Consider the following 17,077-nt stretch of genomic DNA (forward strand, 5'->3'; position numbering starts at 1 on the left):
CCATGAAGACCATTCTGGTCTTCTGTTTCTCACCATGCGGTTTTATAGGGATATTACAGGGTCGCGCAAACATTGCGCTTAGCCGGATCGTTGCCTTTTCCCGCCTGAATGGAACGAAAACCCTATGAATCCGGCCATCATTACAAGGAATATCCAATCGCCAAATCGCCCATAAATTGTCTGCGCCAGCGGCGGCGGCAAGGGCGCATCGATTTTGCCGGCGGTGTAAAGTTTGAGGCGCGCCAATATCCGGCCCTTGCCGTCGATCAGTGCGGAAACGCCGGTATTGGCGGAGCGCGCCATGGGCAGTCCCGCTTCAACTGAACGCAATCGCGCCATATCAAGATGCTGGCGCGGGCCTGACGTATCGCCAAACCAGGCGTCATTCGTGACAACCACCAGCCAATCCGGACGCGCGCCACGCGGATAGGAAGCGCCCGGAAAAATAGCTTCATAGCAAATCATCGGGGCGAAAGCCGAACCGGCGGCGTGAAGCACGCGCGGTCCGCCCCCGGCCATGAAACCGGCGTCTCCGTAAGGAGTGAGTTGCGCGAGGCCGATCGCTTTCAACAGATCGTAAAACGGAAGATATTCGCCGAGCGGAACAAGATGATGTTTGTCATAGTGATCCGTAACAGCCATGCCTTCAGGCGTTTTTTCAACAATGGCGATGGAATTAAAAAACCGTTCATCGTCTTCTTCATCGCGCTCACGCCTGACCGCGCCGGCGATCAGCACCGACTGATCAGGCAGATCGCGGGACAAGACCGCCAGCGCCGACGTCGCTTCATCCAGCAAAGGCGCGCCGTTTTCCGGCCAGATAATAAATGTTTGAACGCCCGGCGGCGCAGGCGCAGTTGAATGTTCAAGCTGGCGATTGAAATTTTTCGACCACATATCCCACTGGATTTTCTCGCGCTGTGGGATGTTGGGCTGCACGATCCGGACAAGCGTTTGGCCATCGCCTTGCGGCTCCGGAAGGGCCAGACGCACAGCGCCGACGGCGAACAACAATATGACGCCCGTCAACATGAGGCCGATTCCCGACAGCGCACGCACGCCGTTTTGTGACAACGTCGCCGCCGGCGACGCGCTCAACAGGACAGCGACCAGGCTTAGTCCGTATGCGCCATACCAGGCGGCGGTCTGTGCGCCGAGGGCGCCGCCGGCAAAAGCCTGACCCGCAAGGTTCCAGGGCAAACCTGTAAAAATATGTCCTCTGATATATTCGACCGCTGCCCAGACAGCCGCAAACCAGAAAACCCGCGACCAGCCCGAGCGCCAAAAAACCGCCGCCGCCGCACATGCCGCCCCGCTGAAAATCGCCAGAAAGGCGGGCACCCCTAAAATCGCGAACGGCGCCATCCAGGCGAACTGGTCCGCCTGTACGAACAGCGAAAACGACATCCAGTAAACGCCAGCCAGAAAGTACCCAAATCCGAAAAACCATCCAGCCGCGAAGGCGCTAAGTCTGACACGCGCATGGTTCTGCGATGCATCGATCAACAACACCAGAACGGTAAACCCAACGGCAAGCAGCGGCAGTGCATAAACCGGCGCCATGGACAAGGCCGCGGCGGCGCCGGCAAAAAAAGCGATGAGCCGCCGGCGCCAGCCCTTCGCCGCCTGAACCCATATTGCGCCATCGCCTAGCCAGCCGGCGAATTTCGCGAGCGGCTTGCGCCAGAAATTCATCGCGCGGCTACTCCGCTGCTTTATTATGAGTGCGAACCGCAGAAGGCCGAATGCGCAGTTTGCGCACTTTTCGCGCGTCGCCTTCCGTCACTTCAATATCGAATCCGTGCGGGGTTGTCAGGACTTCGCCTCGTTGCGGCACGCGGCCCGCAAGCGAGACTGCGTATCCGCCCACGGTGTCAATGTCGTCATCATCAGCATGGAGATGAAGGCTTGTCTCATCTTCGAAGTCCGACAGTTCAACACGTGCGTCCACCTCCCAGCCGCCAGATGAGAGCGGCGCAATGACCAGCGATTCGTCATCATCGTGCTCGTCGTTGATCTCGCCGACAATTTCCTCAACGAGGTCTTCAATTGTCACAAGCCCGTCCGTGCCGCCATATTCATCGATAACGAGCGCCATATGAATGCGCGTCGCCTGCATCCTCAGCAACAGATCCGTCACCCGCATGGAAGGCGGAACGTATAAAACGTCCCGGCGCAGTGATTTAAGGATTGGGCCTTCGGTCGGAAGCGGTTTGGCGTCGTCGGCGATAAGCCCGATGACATCCTTGATGTGCACCATGCCCACAGGATCATCGAGATCGCCGCGATAGATCGGCATTCGGGAATGACCGGCTTCGGAGAACACCCGGATCAGCTCCTGCATGGGCGTATCAATCTCCACCGCGGCGACGTCCGCCCGCGGCGCCATGACGTCGAAAACTTTTTTATCGTCAAACGCCACAACGCGCTCGATCATTTCCCGGCGCGCTCTATCCAGCGTCAGCGTGGCGTCATCGTCGCCGTTTTCGATAGCCGCCGCTATATTATCCGTCTGGCGCGCCGGTTTGCCAATCATCGCACGCAAGCGCTCCAGCATGCTGTCGCGCGGACTATCGCCTTCTTCTGATTCTTCGCCGTTCATCGTCTCAATTCTTTACCCGTTAGCGTCATAAGGATCCGCAATATGCATCGACGCCAGTATTTCCCGTTCACGCGCTTCCATTACCATCGCGTCATTGTCGGTTTCGTGATCATACCCGACAAGATGCAGCATAGCATGAATTATCAGGTGGGCCGCATGGTCGCGCAAGGCAATGTCCTTTTCCACCGCTTCACGCATGCAGGTTTCCCGGGCGAGCGCAATATCGCCCAAAAACCCCGCAGCGGCGCCGGACGGAAACGACAAAACATTCGTCGCGCCGGCCTTGTTGCGAAACTTTGCATTCAGGTTCGCAATCACGGCGTCGTCGCACCATAAAACCGCGATTTCCCGCATTGTCTCGGGCTCGAACGCCGCGGCCGCCGTCTGGCAGCGCGCAGCGATTTCTTGCGCGTCCGGCAGCGCATCACGCCACGCATCGTCTTCGATGATGGTCTCAATCATGGCTTTGTGTGCGGCGGACGGTGTTCGGCGCGTCTGTCGTAGGCTTTGATAATACGGGACACCAGCGGATGGCGCACAACGTCGCCTGCCTGGAACCGCACCTCCGCGACCCCTTTTACGCCGGAAAGAACGCCCAGCGCATCAGCGAGGCCGGACATTTCTCCGGCGGGAAGGTCCGTCTGGGACGGATCGCCGGTAATCGCCATATGCGCGCCTTCGCCAAGGCGCGTTAAAAACATTTTCATTTGCGCCGGTGTTGCGTTTTGCGCTTCATCGAGAATGACGGCCGCGCGGGTCAGCGTGCGCCCGCGCATGAACGCGATCGGTGCGATCTCTATGTCGCCCGCCGCGATACGCCGCTCTACATAGTCCGTGTGCATCATATCATGCAATGCGTCGTAGAGCGGGCGCATGTAGGGATCGAGCTTTTCCTTCATTTCACCTGGCAAGAACCCGATACGCTCCCCCGCTTCGAGCGCCGGTCGCGAAAGAATTACGCGCTCAACCTGGCCTGACAAAAGCATTCCCACCGCATGCGCAACGGCCAGATATGTTTTACCTGTGCCGGCGGGACCGACGCCGAATGTCAAATCATGCCCGTCAAGCGCGGCCATGTAAGCGGCCTGATTGGGCGTTCTGGCGGATATGAGCCGTTTTGGGGTTTTTATCGAAGGCGTTACGGCTTTTACCGCTTCCGGCGCATCGCTCAGCTTCGCAGCGGCGCGCACCTCGCCCACGCCGACATGCTGGCCGCGTTCCAACCGGTCATACAGCGAAGACAGCGCTGCAATGGCGCGGGCCCGCGCGGAAGGCGGCCCCGTTACGGCAAAATGATTGCCACGCGGGTCAATCCTCACGCCGAGACTGTCTTCGAGAATGGAAAGATGGGCGTCATGCTCGCCGGAAAGGCCGGCGACAAGGCGATTGTCGTCAAAATCGATATGTTCGATGTCGCCCGCGGGGTTTTGTTCGCTCAAGCGGCCGCCTCACCCTGTTTAACCAGTACGCCGGCCAATGCGTTCGGGGTCGTATCGTCTATCCTCACCGGCGCGATTGAGCCTAGCATGGATTGTGGCGCTGTTACATGAACGCTTTGCAAATATGGCGACCGGCCAATGAGCTGGCCTTCGTGACGCCCGGGTTTTTCAAAAAGCACCGGTAAAACGCCGCCAATCTGTCGCTGATTAAAATCACGCCGCTGGGCCTCCAGAAGCGTCTGTAATCGCGCAAGCCGTTCGTCTTTTTCGGGCTCAGCGACCTGTTTGGGCATGACTGCGCCCGGCGTGCCGGGGCGGCGCGAATATTTGAAGGAATAAGCCGACGCATAGCCAATTTCTTCAACAAGGGCCAATGTGCCTTCAAAATCCTCATTCGTTTCGCCTGGGAAACCAACGATAAAGTCCCCCGAAATCGCAATGTCTGGCCGCGCGGCGCGGATTTGCTCTATTTGGCGGATGTAGTGCGCGGCGGTATGGCCGCGATTCATAGCCTTCAGGATTTTATCAGATCCCGCCTGCACCGGCAGGTGCAGATAAGGCATCAGCTTGGTTTCTTCGCCCAGCGCGGCGATCAGACCGTCATCCATATCGCGGGGGTGCGAGGTGGTGAAACGGATGCGCTCGATGCCGTCGATCTTCGCCAGATGCCGGCACAATTCCCCGAGACCCCAGCGCGCGCCGGACTCGCCCGACGGCGCCGCAGAGCGCCACGCGTTAACGTTCTGACCAAGCAGCGTAATTTCACGGACCCCTTGCGCGGCAAGCGCGCGCGCTTCAGCGACGATGGCGTCGACGCCGCGCGAAACCTCCGCCCCGCGCGTATAAGGCACGACGCAGAAAGTGCAGAATTTGTCGCAACCTTCCTGGATAGTAAGAAACGCTGTGGGTCCATCTGCGCTGCGTTTGGCGAGGCGATCGAATTTTTCATCCACCGCGAAATCGGTTTCCAGAATGTCCCCGTCATCGCGCGCAGCGCGGGCAAGCAGCTCCGGAAGGCGGTGATAGGCCTGCGGGCCCACAACCATATCGACATGGCGAGCGCGCGCCGTGATTTCCGGACCTTCCGCCTGGGCCACACAACCTGCGACGGCGATTTTCATATCGCCGCCGGCGCGCGCTTTTTCGGATTTCATTTTCTTTAATCGTCCGAGTTCGGAATAGACCTTTTCCGCCGCTTTTTCCCGAATATGGCAGGTGTTCAAAATCACCAGATCCGCATCATCAGGCGCGTCAGCGAGGCCATACCCCAAAGGTTTCAGCAAACCGGCCATCCGCTCGGAATCATAGACATTCATCTGGCAGCCATAGGTGCGGATGAATACGGATTTACCTTGTTTTCGCCGTGTCTCGGTCATTTTACGCGTCTTTAGTGTTGGGAACGCGCTATTTAGGGGGCTAAAGCCCGCGATGCAATCGTCAGGGCTCTCGCGCTTGTGACAAACAGTGGTTTGAACCCATAATGGCGGCGGCGCAAATAAGGCGCGGGAAGGGAATGCGTACTGTTCTCTTGAGGATGCGTTGTATGAAGTTGTCTTGTTTTCGTTTGGTGATCCTGGCGGGCGCGGGCCTGCCTCTCCTGCATGGCGCAAGCCTTGCGCAGAATGCTGCGCGGGCCCAAGCCGGTTCCTCTTCCCCGGCTGAGACGCCGGTCCTTGTGGAGATGTTTCTCTCACAGGCGTGCAGCTCTTGCACCGCCGCCGCAAAGCTGATGCCGGGTTTGGCGGCGCGCGAAGACGTTGTCGCGTTGAGCTGGCACGTGGATTACTGGAACCGGCTCAATACGAAACAGGGCCAATGGGCCGACCCTTACTCACAAGCCGCCTACACTGTCCGCCAGAAAACCTACAATATGCATATTCGCAACCGCAGCTCCGTTTATACGCCGCAGGTCATAATTGACGGTGGGTGGGAAACTGTCGGCTCCTCCAAAGCCAAAATAGAGACCCTTATCGACGCCGCGTCAAAACGCGATGGCCGTACGGCGATCAAGACTTCTGTGGAAGGGAACGCATTTTTATTTGACGTCGGCGAAAGCGACAATGGCGGCAATGCAATGCTGGTAACGTTTAAAAAGCGGGTTTCAACAGACATCCCCAGGGGCGAGAACGCAGGCAAGACGTTTGACAACGCCCATGTCGTAACTGGCGTACGGCCGCTCGGCGTGGTGTTGAAACGCGGGGACGTCTTTACTGCTGAACGGCCCGCCGCAGGCGATGGCTGCGCCTTGATCATCCAGGAGCCCACGCAGGCGCGCATTATCGCGGCGGCCTATTGCCCGTCGTGAGCGCGCTGATATCTACTCGGCGGCGACGCCGGACGCGCCCAGAGCAGCGACGCCCTCAACATAGTCCTGGCGTTTGCGCTTGTTGATGTCGTCAAATTCCTCGGCGCGCTTTTCGTCATTTTGTGAAAGTTCATCGTAATTCGTTTCAGCAAAACCGATGACGCCCATTTCCGCATAGGCCGCCTGGATTTTATCAGACCACAGACCGATATCGCGTACTATAGGCACAATTCGCTGAAACAGCATGGAGCGGAAATGACGCTGAAATTCAGAATTTTTCTGCGCTTCAACGACCTCGTCCACCGGTAAATCGAGATGTTCGTAAAGCTCGCGCGCTTCGAACCGGTCGCGCATGTGGTAACACGCTTCTACCAGAAATTCTTCGCGCTCATCGCGCTCGGCCTGCGTCAGATGCGGATAATATTCTTTCAGAGTTAGGCGCCCGAACGCCACGTGACGGGACTCGTCCTCCATCACATAGGCGTTGACCTGTTGTGAGAGCTGGTTTTTCGAAATGTCGCGGATATTCCCGAACGCCGCGAGCGCCAGCCCCTCGATGACGACCTGCATCGCCAGATATGTCATGTCCCAACGCGAATCGCGCAGCGCCTGATCGACCAGCGTCTGCAGCGGTTTGGTCATCGGATAGGCGACGCCCATGATCCCGAGATATTTCTTGTAGGCCTCTACGTGCCTCGCCTCGTCCATGACCTGTGTCGATGCGTAAAACTTCGCATCAAGGTCCGGCACCTGCTGCACGATTTTCGCCGCGCAGATCAGCGCCGCCTGCTCGCCCTGCATGAATTGCGACATGGTCCAGGATTGCATAAGACGGCGGAATTCAGCCTTTTCCTTATCGTTGAACTTCCCCCAGACCGGCGTGTGATAAATGCCGCTTAACTCGTCCGGCAGTTCCATGGGGTTATCGGGATCAAGCTCAAGCGACCAGTCGATGCGGTCCAGCGCATCCCACTGCATGTCCTTGCCCTTTTGATAGAGGTGCATCATCTGCTTGCGGCCGTCGTCATATTCCCAGTCAAACGCCGCCTCGAATTCCTGCGGAACGGTCCAGCAGGTATCGATTTCGGGGATCGGATAAAGCTCGCGAAGTGACGCCATCATGTTTCTCCCAGACGATATGGCTATAGCGGCTTTTTTTTCTCAGGTTCCAGGCGAGCCGCAAACAGCTGAAACACCAGTTAGTACACTGGTGAGTTTACCCCCGAATTGTCAAGATTTACTTACTGTTTTGGCCGAAATTGCTAAAAATCGCTAATCGTCGGATTTCTTCAGCGGCACGCCGTAAAGCTCAAGCCTGTGATCCACCAGCTTGTAGCCGTGCTCCTCGGCGATGCGTTTTTGAAGCTGCTCGATCTCTTCGTTCACAAACTCGATGACTTCGCCTGTGCGCAGATTGATCAGATGATCGTGATGCGTTTCCGACGCCTCTTCATAACGCGACCGGCCGTCCTGAAAGTCATGCCGCTCGACTACGCCCGCTTCTTCGAAAAGACGCATGGTGCGATAGACGGTGGCAATGGAGATTTTATCGTCGATCTCGCTAGCGCGCCGGTGGATCTCCTCCACATCCGGATGGTCGTCGGCGACCGACAGGACCCGCGCGATCACGCGGCGCTGCTCTGTCATGCGCATGCCTTTTTCGATGCAGAGTTTTTCCAGCCGGTCCATGGTCGTCGCGCTCCTCTAATCGCTTTGCAGCAAAAGCTGCGGCCTTTATTCACGCACCCGGCGCCCCATGCAACTTCAAAGCGGCCAGTTGCTAATGATTACAATCTGCAGGACATGACAGTGGCGTCGCGCCCGTCGCGATAATAGCTTTTTCGCACGCCTATGGCGCGAAATCCGGCCCTTTCATAAAGGGCCAGCGCCGCCTCGTTTTTTTTGTCGACTTCCAGATAGATTTTTTCAGCGCCGCCGGATCTGGCGGTTGTTATGACGGCGCGCAGCAGCGCCCTTCCGAGGCCGGCCTTGCGGCTGGCCGGCGCGACCCCAATCGTCAAAAGCTCGGCGTCCTCGCCCAGATCGCGCCACAAGGCGAAACCGCGCGGCGCATCGGGCGTTTCACCTGCGAGCAGGATGGAAACGCCAGACGCCGTAAAACTCGCGCGAACGCCCTTTTCGCCCCAGCTTTTCCGGCCGAAGCTTTCGGATTCGAGCGCCGCGAGCACATCAGCGTCCGCAGACGAGGCACTCCAGACCCTCCACGCCGTCATGCGCCAGGGCCGGTTTGAAAGAGCGGCGGTTTTCCCGGCTTGGCGTCAGGCGCGCGCAGATAAAGCGGCGCCGGGGGCGTCGCGGGATGGGGCGCGCGTGCGGCCAGCCGCGCGACGACTTTGGCGTCAATCTGCGCTGCGCCCGATGACGCCCGATCTAAAAGCGGCGCGCCTGAGCCCGTAAGGAGAAAATCGCGTCCGTCAGCCGACGCCTTGAGCTTGGCATGCGCCGAGGCGGGATCAGCCACAAACGGCTCGGCAAGCACGGCGTTCGCCTGCGGATCAAAAAGCGCTGCATAGACTTGCCCCCGCCGCGCGTCGATAATTGCCGCAACAAGTTCATTGGCGCCCGAAGGCGTAATGTTGGCGGCAAGCGCCGCCAGAGACGTTACGCCGATCACGGGTATGCCGGTGCCGACGCCAAGGCCGCGGGCGAAGGAAAGCGCCACGCGAACGCCAGTGAAGCCGCCCGGCCCCACGACAACGCCGACCCGGTCAAGATCGCGCACGCTCACCCGCGCCTGCGCCAGCGCTTGCGCCGCCATGGGCGCCAGATGTTCCGCGTGACCGCGCTCCATGTCAGAGGCAAAATCGGCATACACGGTTTCGCCGCGCATAATGGCAACGGAACATCGCTGCAACGCCGTATCCAGACCCATTACCAGCATTTATAGTTCATCTTACTGCTGATGGCGGCAAACCCCGACCGTTACGAAAACCGGAGAGCAGGCTGCTAGACAACTTGGCAAGCGTCGTCGAATGTCAGGCGCGGACTGCGTGGAAATAGATTTTCATCCGTACCGTAACCGATATTGCAGATAAAGTTGGATTTGACCGGCGTTCCCTTGAAAAACTCTTCGTCAAGGCCTGCATTATCGAACCCGGACATGGGACCGCAATCGAGCCCAAGCGCCCGCGCGGCGATCATGAAATAGGCGCCTTGTAGAGTGCCGTTTCGGAACGCCGTTGATTTGATGAGATCGTCATTCCCGACAAACCAGCTTTTTGCATCCGTATGCGGAAAAAGCTCGGGAAGCTTTTCGTAAAACTCCATATCATAGCCGATAATCACACAGCACGGCGCCTTCATGGTCTTGTCGCGATTGCCCTCGGCCAGATGAGGCTTTAATCGCGCCTTGCCTTCGTCTGAAGTCACGAACACAAATCGCGCAGGCGAACAGTTGGCCGAAGTCGCGCCCCACTTCATGAGGTCATAGACCGCCTGCATCAGCGTTGGCGTAACCTTACGCTCCTCCCAGCCATTATGCGTTCGCGCCTCTCGAAAAATAATGTCGAGGGCCTGATCGTTGATCATCTTGTCGGACATGGGTGAACTCGCTCCTTGGCTTACGGCGTCAAGAGCGGTTCTAGCTATTTTTCATAGCGAAAGCCAAGCTCAAGACAGACCTGATAATAAGCAACCTTGTCTTTATCGATGAGACCACGCGTTTCCTTCACTTCGAACCAGTCAAGATTCTCAAGCGTTTTGGAAGCCCTTGCGATTGCGTTCTGAATCGCGTCCTCAATCGAGGTTTTCGAGGTTCCGACGATCTTTGAAACTGCATAGACATTATCTGACATGAAGATTCTCCGTTCCGTACAAAAGGATAACGAAAAGGAGGGTTGAAAGTTCCGTATCAGGCCAGACTTGCGCCGCCGTTACATCACCGCTTCGACGCTGGCGACTTCCGGCACATAATGCTTCAGCATGTTTTCGATGCCCGATTTCAGCGTCATGGTCGAAGACGGGCAGCCCGCACAGGCGCCCTGCATGGCGAGGAAAACAACCCCGGTGCGCGGTTCGAAATGCTTGAAGACGATATCGCCGCCGTCCGCAGCGACCGCCGGACGCACGCGCGTTTCAATCAACTCAATGATCTGTTCAACGACTTCGCGGTCATCGCCTTCATAATCTTCAAGCGGCGTTGCGGGTTTGCCTGACGTCGCCTCAGCGCCGTCATTCAGGACCGGCAAGCCGGCGGTGAGAAAATCAGCGATCGCGCCGAGCAGCGCCGGCTTGATATGCATCCACTCGACCGCTTCCGCCTTGGTGACCGTGATAAAATCCGCGCCGAGATAAACCCCCATCACGCCATCTGTTTCAAAAAGCAATTGCGCCAGAGGCGAGGCGGCGGCGGATTCTTGCGTCGGGAAATCCATGCCGAGCGCGCCCTCGCCCAGCACCGGCTGACCGGGAACAAATTTCATGGATTGCGGATTTGGCGTATCTTCGGTCTGAATAAACATGGTCGGAGTCTTTCGGCGTTTTCGCGCTATACCTAGGGATTGTCCACGGCTTGCGCAACGCCGCTGTTGAACTTCCGCTTGAGCGCGCAATACCGCCGCCAGCCGCCGCCTCACCCCGTTGTGAAGACATAACCGCATCATTCACGCATCGCGCGAAACTATCCGCGCCACTTCGCCGTAGATAATGGCATGCCGGGCGTGTTTTTGGCGCTCGATCGCCTGGTGGAACAAAAACAATCAGCGTCAAGGGCAATTACGGAGAGAAACATCATGCACATGCCAAAGACGGCTCCACGTCTTTTCTGGACCGGGTTTGCGGCCCTCGCCGCCGGTCCGGCCATGGCTTCGAGCCATATGGACGCGCCGAAAATCACGCTCGACGACGCTGCAAATACAACCGACGTCTATGCGTTTGTCAGCGAAGACGCAGACGGGCGGCAATATCTTACGACGGCGCTCGCGGTCTATCCATTTCAGGAACCGGGCATCGGGCCCAACAACTTTCAGTTCGATGAACGCGTTCGCTACACAATCCATATTGCGCTCGAAGACGCCATTGCGGAAGGCGAGCCCAGTCTCAGCTACCATTTTGAGTTTTCCACCCGCTACGCCAATGAAGACACGATCCGGCAGGCGTTTTTAGGGCCCGTACAGCCGGCGGGCGACGGCGCCTTTCCCGCCAATCAGAATCTGCGTCAGACCTACACAATCACAAAAACCGATCACCGCACGCGCCGCGACGAAGTGCTTGGCGACGGGATGCGCGACGGCCTCATCGTGCCGGTGAACAATCAGGGCCTGCTCACGCCATTCTACAATCAGAACAATGACGGCGACCGTCCCGCCAGGGAAGGCGTCGACGATGCAAACGCGCTCGACCCTTACACGGCGTCCGCCGTAGCAACGCTGAAAGACGGCTATGTCTCTTTCGCCGGACAACGCGACGATGGGTTCTATGCGGATATTCAATCGATTTTCGATCTGGATTTCAGCTTTGGCGCCAATACCGGTACGCCTACAAAACCGTTTGACAGTCAGGGCGGATACAACGTCCACACCATCGTTCTGAATATACCGCTTGACGAATTGCAAGTCCGGGACGGTCGCGGCGTGAACGAGACCGTGACGCCAGCGCAGCTTGCGGGTGTTTACGCCACGACGGCGCGGTCGCGTTTTAATCGCGCGCGCGGACCTTACGATCAGGTCGGCAGGCAGGGCAATCCGCTTTTCGTTGAGGCGCTGCTGCCGCTGAGCCAGAAGGACCAGTATAATGAAGGCAGTCCGGAAGACGACGCGCAATATGGCGATGCCGTTGACAGCCCTGAATTGTTGGCGCTGCTCGGCGGTTCCGAACTAATCCCGGGCCTTCTGCGTTCGATCTTCATTCCCGATATGATCAAGGTGGATTTGACGACCGGCCCCGCACGGCTCGCCGGCGCGAGTGATTTTGACCGGCTTGGCGTCTTTGGCGGCGATGTCTTGCAGAGCCAGTTTCAGGATCCGTTCGGCAATGGCGGACTAATCCCCGGCGGCTGGCCGAACGGCCGGCGGTTCGGCGACGATGTCATCGACATTGCGATCATTGCTCTCGGTCTCGCCGGTCCGGGACCGGACTTTTCCGGCGTTGACGCCGACCGCGTCAGCGAAAACGACATTACTTACAATCAAGTGTTTCCGTATGCGGCCACACCCCTCAACGGTCGCGTTCATGACCATCATGGCCGCGGGAACGAAGCCGGCGGAGAATAATCCAGTCTCCACGGCGCCGGCCGGGTACGCCCCTTACCCGGTCGGCTTTTTATGCTTTAAGAAATGGATGACGAACATGAAATCAAGCCGCTTCGTAAGCTTTGCCGCGATTGCAGCCGCCATCATGGTTTATCCGGCGCATGCGCATGACTTCTGGCTGGAACCCGCCGACTATCGCGCCGGCCTCGACAAGCCTGTCCATATCAACTTCATGGTCGGGCACGCAGGCGAAGGCGAACACTGGAATCTACGCAAGGAACGCGTCGCCGCATTCACACGCATCGGGGCTCGCGGCGCTGAAGATATTTCACGCACGATTACGCCGGGCGGAAAGGACGGCGGCGCAGACGTAAAATTTACCGCGCCGGGGACATATATCATCGCTTTTGAATCGACCCCCGCTTTCATTGAACTCGATGCGGAAACCTTCAACGCTTACCTCGAAGAAGAAGGCCTGACGCAAGCCATAGAGCACCGCCGCGCCCACGCGCGGACCGATAAACCGGGGACGGAATACTATTCCCGCCGGGCGAAGACCATAATCAATGCTGGCGAGAACGCCGTCGCAAGCGGCGCAGATATAACGGCGGCGGTGGGACACACGCTGGAAATCCGCCCGCTTGACAACCCGTTTTCACTTGCGCCGGGCGAACCGTTGCCGCTGGAAGTGCTTTACAACGGGGCGCCCCTTCCCGGCGCGACGGTTTCGCTGGAAAATCTCCGTGTCGGGATATTTCCGGAAACGCGGCGTACAACAGATGAAAATGGACACGCCGCGTTCGACCTTCCCAAAAAAGGCGCTTGGAAGTTCAACGTTGTATGGGCGACGCCCGTGGAGCATGACGAAGCGGACTTTGAAACTGTATTTTCCAGCCTGACGTTCAGTTTCGAGTAGGGTCTTCCAAGAACGCTTTCAGGACGGCGGCGCTGTTGCGCTCTTCGTCTTTCGCCGCGTAGATGAATGTCACCGTTCCGGATTTACATATCTCGCGCAGCCGTTCGACCCCTTCCTTATTCCCGGCAAGTTCAGCCCGATACCGCTTTTGAAACTCAGGCCATTTTTCAGGATCGTGACCGTACCATTTGCGCAATGACGGGCTGGGCGCGATATCCTTGAGCCATTCGTCAAGCAACGCCGCCGCCTTTGTTACGCCGCGCGGCCACAAGCGCTCCACGAGGATGCGTTTGCCGTCAGCCTTCGCAGGCTTTTCATAGGCGCGTTTCAGTCTGATCCGCATCAGGCGCGCTCCAACTCTCCGCACTGTTCCTTGCGTCGCGCCGTAAGGCGTCGTAAGCGCTAGGGTCACGCCTAAAAGAGACTGTCATGGACGATAATTCAACAAAATTCACCGATCAGGAAGCGCTCGATTTTCATAGCCGCGGCAAACCCGGCAAGCTCGAGATCAATCCGACGAAACCCATGGCGACCCAGCGGGATCTATCGCTTGCTTATTCGCCAGGCGTCGCCGTCCCGGTGCAAAAGATCGCAGACAACCCTGACAGCGCATATGACTATACCTCCAAGGGCAACATGGTCGCGGTCATTTCCAACGGCACGGCGATTCTCGGCATGGGCGATCTTGGCGCGCTCGCCGCCAAACCCGTGATGGAAGGTAAATCAGTTCTCTTCAAGCGTTTCGCGGACATCGACTCCGTCGACATTGAAGTCGACACGCGCGACCCCGACGCGTTTGTCAACGCCGTGCGCTATCTCGGCCCGGCTTTCGGCGGCATCAATCTGGAAGATATTGCCGCGCCGGACAGCTTCATCATTGAGCAGCGTCTGAAAGAAGCGATGGACATACCCGTTTTCCATGACGATCAGCACGGCACGGCGATCATCGCCGCCGCAGGCCTTTTAAACGCGCTCGATGTCACCGGAAAATCAATCAAAGATATTAAGGTTGCGGTTTCCGGCGCCGGTTCGTCCGCACTCTCTGTGATCGGGCTCATCAAGGCGATGGGCCTGCCGCACGATAACGCGCTTGTTTGCGACTCCAAGGGCGTCCTTCACAAAGACCGCGACCTCGATCAATGGCGCTCCGCGCACGCGGTGGATACGGACAAGCGCACACTCGCAGACGCTATGGACGGCGCGGATGTCTGTATCGGTCTTTCCGTCGCCGGCGCCGTATCTAAAGACATGATCAAGTCCATGGCGAAAAGCCCGATCGTTTTTGTCATGGCCAACCCGACGCCTGAAATTCTGCCGGAAGACATCAGCAGCGTTCGCGACGACGCCATCATCGCCACAGGCCGCTCCGATTACCCAAATCAGGTCAACAATGTTCTTGGCTTTCCCTATATTTTCCGCGGCGCGCTTGATGCGCGCGCGCGCACCATTAACGAGGAAATGAAAATCGCCTGCGCGCAGGCGCTCGCGAAACTCGCCCGCGAGGACGTCCCCGATGAAGTCGCCGCCGCTTACGGCAAGCGCTTACGTTATGGGCCCGGCTATATTATTCCCACGCCGTTCGATCCGCGGTTGATATCCGAAATTCCGCCTGCCGTTGCGAAGGCGGCTGTCGAGACCGGCGTCGCCCGCAAACCGATCGATGATCTGTCTGTTTATAAAAACACGCTCGCCGCCCGGCTCGACCCGTCAGCGTCTTTCCTGCAACGAATTTATTCCTCCCTGCGCGGCTTTGAGACGCCCAAGCGCATTGTTTTCGCGGAGGGCGAAGAAGAAGCCGTCGTGCGCGCCGCCTACGCCTTTCAGCAGGAAGGACTCGGCACGCCGATTCTGATCGGCCGGGACGACCAGATCAAAAATGCCCTCGCCGACGCCGGCCTTCCTGTCAATCACAAATTTGAAACCTATCATTCGCGCACGTCAAAACACAGTGATCTCTATACAGATTACCTGTATAAACGCCTGCAGCGCAAAGGCTATCTCTATCGCGACGCGATCCGGCTGGTGAACACAGACCGGAATGTGTACGCCGCCTGCATGCTCGCACATGGACACGCCGACGGCATGGTCACCGGCATCACGAGGCACTACGACGTAGCGCTTTCCAATGTTCAGCTGGCGCTCGACCCAAGGCCCGGCGAGCGGATGATCGGTGTCTCGATTATTTTGACCAAGACGCGAACGCTTTTCGTCGCCGACACGAATGTCACCGAATTGCCCGGCTCCGAAGAGCTAGCGGAAATCGCGGTGCAGGTCGCCCATGCCGCCCGGCATCTGGGCTTTCCGCCGAAAGTCGCTTTCGTTTCCTATTCCAATTTCGGCAACCCGAATACGGCGCATTCAAGACGCGTTGCAGGCGCCGTTGAATTGCTCGACAAGCGCAGCGATATCGATTTTGAGTATGAAGGCGAAATGACGCCGCGCATGGCGCTGAATGAAGATCTGCGCAAGCTTTATCCGTTTTCACGGCTGAAGGGCGAAGCGAACGTTTTGATTACGCCGGGCGTTCATTCCGCGGCCGTTTCAACGAAGCTGCTGGGAGAGATCGGCGGCGCGCTTGTGCTCGGACCCGTCTTGATCGGGCTGGAGCGCCCGGTGCAGATCGCGCAGGTCGGCGCAGGCGTCACCGATATTGTTACGCTCGCCGCCATGGCTGCCTATGAGCTCGATTCCGAGCACCGGTCATGGGCGCAGAAAACAGCTTAATTTTCTTTCCTGCGCCGGAAATTTTTTGACTGCCGCTTCACCACTTCCGCAGCCCATGGACGCGGCAGCGCTTTTGTTAGCCAGACCACGAATTTATTCCAAAGTCCGGGAACATAGACGACATGTCTGCCGTCGACGGCTTTCAACGCGCCCTCTACAACCGGCTCGGCTTTCATGAACATGTATGTGGGCAGTTGGGAAACGAGGCCCCGCGTATTGTTGACGTCGTGAAATTCCGAATAGGTGAAACCGGGACATAAGGCCGTCGAATTGACGCCGGTTCCGGCGCATTCCGCGGCGATGGATTGTGCGAAACTCACAAGAAACGCTTTTGACGGGCCGTAAAGCGTATGCCCGGCCGAGCCTGGAACCAGTCCGGCGACGGAAGAAACCTGAATGATCCGTCCCCAGCCGCGCGATATCATGCCGGGCATAAAAAGGCGCGTCATATGGGCGTAGGAATTCACCATGAGTTCGAGAAAATCGCGATGTACGCTCCACGCATTCTCGGTATATCCCCCCGGCAACCCGAAACCGGCATTGTTGATGAGAATATCGACCGGCGTCGCATCAGCCTGAAGCGCCCCGGCGATTGTTATCGGCGCCGACGGATCGGCAAGATCTGCGGCGATAATTTTGACATCGACGCCGTAATCGTTCCGGAGCGTTGTCGCGAGTGCGCGAAGGCGCTCTTCGCGGCGCGCCACGAGAATGAGATTCGCGCCCCTGGCCGCGCAGGCGCGCGCGAAGGCAGCCCCGATACCTGCCGAGGCGCCGGTGATCAGCGCCCATTTTCCCTGATATTCCATAATGAAAATGCTTAACCCGCATCGGAACACCGGTCTATAAGTGAATGCAGGGGGGCGTTTCATCGTCTGATTG

18 protein-coding genes are annotated in these 17,077 nt (G+C 58.1%); 4 read left to right on the plus strand and 14 right to left on the minus strand.

Annotated elements, in window-relative coordinates; translation table 11 throughout:
• Window positions 1–78: 78 nt before the first annotated feature.
• Genes lnt through miaB form a run of 5 tightly spaced genes read right to left on the minus strand, consistent with a single transcriptional unit; the run spans window position 79 to window position 5,417 of the window.
• Entirely contained in the window at window positions 79–1,695 is a 1,617-nt protein-coding gene (gene lnt, locus ACQK2Q_RS14225) for an apolipoprotein N-acyltransferase (RefSeq protein WP_425410404.1), read from the minus strand.
• Between the two features lie 7 nt (window positions 1,696–1,702).
• A complete protein-coding gene (locus tag ACQK2Q_RS14230; RefSeq protein ID WP_425410405.1) occupies window positions 1,703–2,602 on the minus strand; it encodes a hemolysin family protein in 900 nt (299 codons plus the stop codon).
• A 12-nt stretch (window positions 2,603–2,614) separates the two neighbouring features.
• Entirely contained in the window at window positions 2,615–3,064 is a 450-nt protein-coding gene (gene ybeY, locus ACQK2Q_RS14235; RefSeq protein ID WP_425410406.1) for an rRNA maturation RNase YbeY, read from the minus strand.
• Window positions 3,061–4,041, minus strand: a complete 981-nt coding sequence (locus ACQK2Q_RS14240; RefSeq protein WP_425410407.1) for a PhoH family protein — start codon at window positions 4,039–4,041, stop codon at window positions 3,061–3,063. Before ACQK2Q_RS14240 ends, ybeY begins: the two co-directional genes overlap by 4 nt.
• A complete protein-coding gene (miaB, locus tag ACQK2Q_RS14245; RefSeq protein WP_425410408.1) occupies window positions 4,038–5,417 on the minus strand; it encodes a tRNA (N6-isopentenyl adenosine(37)-C2)-methylthiotransferase MiaB in 1,380 nt (459 codons plus the stop codon). The genes ACQK2Q_RS14240 and miaB overlap by 4 nt, the downstream gene beginning before the upstream one ends.
• 167 nt (window positions 5,418–5,584) lie before the next feature.
• Between miaB and ACQK2Q_RS14250 the strand changes: the two genes are divergently transcribed.
• On the plus strand, window positions 5,585–6,346 hold the full coding sequence (locus tag ACQK2Q_RS14250; RefSeq protein ID WP_425410409.1) for a DUF1223 domain-containing protein: 762 nt from the start codon (window positions 5,585–5,587) through the stop codon (window positions 6,344–6,346).
• A 12-nt stretch (window positions 6,347–6,358) separates the two neighbouring features.
• Here ACQK2Q_RS14250 and ACQK2Q_RS14255 read toward each other — a convergent pair whose 3' ends face one another.
• The 7 genes from ACQK2Q_RS14255 to ACQK2Q_RS14285 all read right to left on the minus strand — a co-directional run bounded on the left by ACQK2Q_RS14255 (window position 6,359) and on the right by ACQK2Q_RS14285 (window position 10,827).
• Window positions 6,359–7,468 carry a ferritin-like domain-containing protein gene (locus tag ACQK2Q_RS14255; protein WP_425410410.1) on the minus strand — a complete coding sequence of 370 codons (1,110 nt, stop codon included), beginning with the start codon at window positions 7,466–7,468 and terminating at the stop codon, window positions 6,359–6,361.
• Window positions 7,469–7,618: 150 nt separating this feature from the next.
• The gene (locus ACQK2Q_RS14260) at window positions 7,619–8,035 is read right to left on the minus strand and encodes a Fur family transcriptional regulator (RefSeq protein ID WP_425410411.1); all 417 of its coding nucleotides are present in this window, start codon (window positions 8,033–8,035) and stop codon (window positions 7,619–7,621) included.
• Between the two features lie 98 nt (window positions 8,036–8,133).
• Complete coding sequence (gene rimI / locus ACQK2Q_RS14265; RefSeq protein ID WP_425410412.1) at window positions 8,134–8,580, minus strand: ribosomal protein S18-alanine N-acetyltransferase; 447 nt, start codon at window positions 8,578–8,580, stop codon at window positions 8,134–8,136.
• Window positions 8,577–9,248, minus strand: a complete 672-nt coding sequence (gene tsaB / locus ACQK2Q_RS14270) for a tRNA (adenosine(37)-N6)-threonylcarbamoyltransferase complex dimerization subunit type 1 TsaB (protein WP_425410413.1) — start codon at window positions 9,246–9,248, stop codon at window positions 8,577–8,579. Before tsaB ends, rimI begins: the two co-directional genes overlap by 4 nt.
• A gap of 65 nt (window positions 9,249–9,313) precedes the next feature.
• A complete protein-coding gene (locus tag ACQK2Q_RS14275; protein ID WP_425410414.1) occupies window positions 9,314–9,907 on the minus strand; it encodes a malonic semialdehyde reductase in 594 nt (197 codons plus the stop codon).
• A 44-nt stretch (window positions 9,908–9,951) separates the two neighbouring features.
• A complete protein-coding gene (locus tag ACQK2Q_RS14280; protein ID WP_425410415.1) occupies window positions 9,952–10,161 on the minus strand; it encodes a dodecin in 210 nt (69 codons plus the stop codon).
• 78 nt (window positions 10,162–10,239) lie between these two features.
• Complete coding sequence (locus tag ACQK2Q_RS14285) at window positions 10,240–10,827, minus strand: NifU family protein (RefSeq protein WP_425410416.1); 588 nt, start codon at window positions 10,825–10,827, stop codon at window positions 10,240–10,242.
• 270 nt (window positions 10,828–11,097) lie between these two features.
• Between ACQK2Q_RS14285 and ACQK2Q_RS14290 the strand changes: the two genes are divergently transcribed.
• Complete coding sequence (locus tag ACQK2Q_RS14290; protein ID WP_425410417.1) at window positions 11,098–12,576, plus strand: DUF4331 domain-containing protein; 1,479 nt, start codon at window positions 11,098–11,100, stop codon at window positions 12,574–12,576.
• A 76-nt stretch (window positions 12,577–12,652) separates the two neighbouring features.
• A complete protein-coding gene (locus ACQK2Q_RS14295; RefSeq protein ID WP_425410418.1) occupies window positions 12,653–13,471 on the plus strand; it encodes a DUF4198 domain-containing protein in 819 nt (272 codons plus the stop codon).
• On the opposite strand, the gene ACQK2Q_RS14300 is transcribed toward ACQK2Q_RS14295, so the two are convergent.
• Window positions 13,458–13,814: a DUF488 domain-containing protein gene (locus ACQK2Q_RS14300; protein WP_425410419.1), complete on the minus strand. Its 357-nt coding sequence runs from the start codon at window positions 13,812–13,814 to the stop codon at window positions 13,458–13,460. The genes ACQK2Q_RS14295 and ACQK2Q_RS14300 overlap by 14 nt on opposite strands.
• Window positions 13,815–13,900: 86 nt before the next feature.
• On the opposite strand from ACQK2Q_RS14300, the gene ACQK2Q_RS14305 reads away from it, so the two are divergent.
• Window positions 13,901–16,195, plus strand: coding sequence for an NADP-dependent malic enzyme (locus tag ACQK2Q_RS14305; protein ID WP_425410420.1), 2,295 nt, complete (start codon window positions 13,901–13,903; stop codon window positions 16,193–16,195).
• On the opposite strand, the gene ACQK2Q_RS14310 is transcribed toward ACQK2Q_RS14305, so the two are convergent.
• A complete protein-coding gene (locus tag ACQK2Q_RS14310; protein WP_425410421.1) occupies window positions 16,192–17,004 on the minus strand; it encodes an SDR family NAD(P)-dependent oxidoreductase in 813 nt (270 codons plus the stop codon). The two genes, ACQK2Q_RS14305 and ACQK2Q_RS14310, sit on opposite strands and share 4 nt — an antisense overlap.
• Between the last annotated feature and the right edge of the window lie 73 nt (window positions 17,005–17,077).

This window comes from Hyphococcus sp., from assembly GCF_965228385.1.
Classification (GTDB): Bacteria; Pseudomonadota; Alphaproteobacteria; order Caulobacterales; family Parvularculaceae; genus Hyphococcus.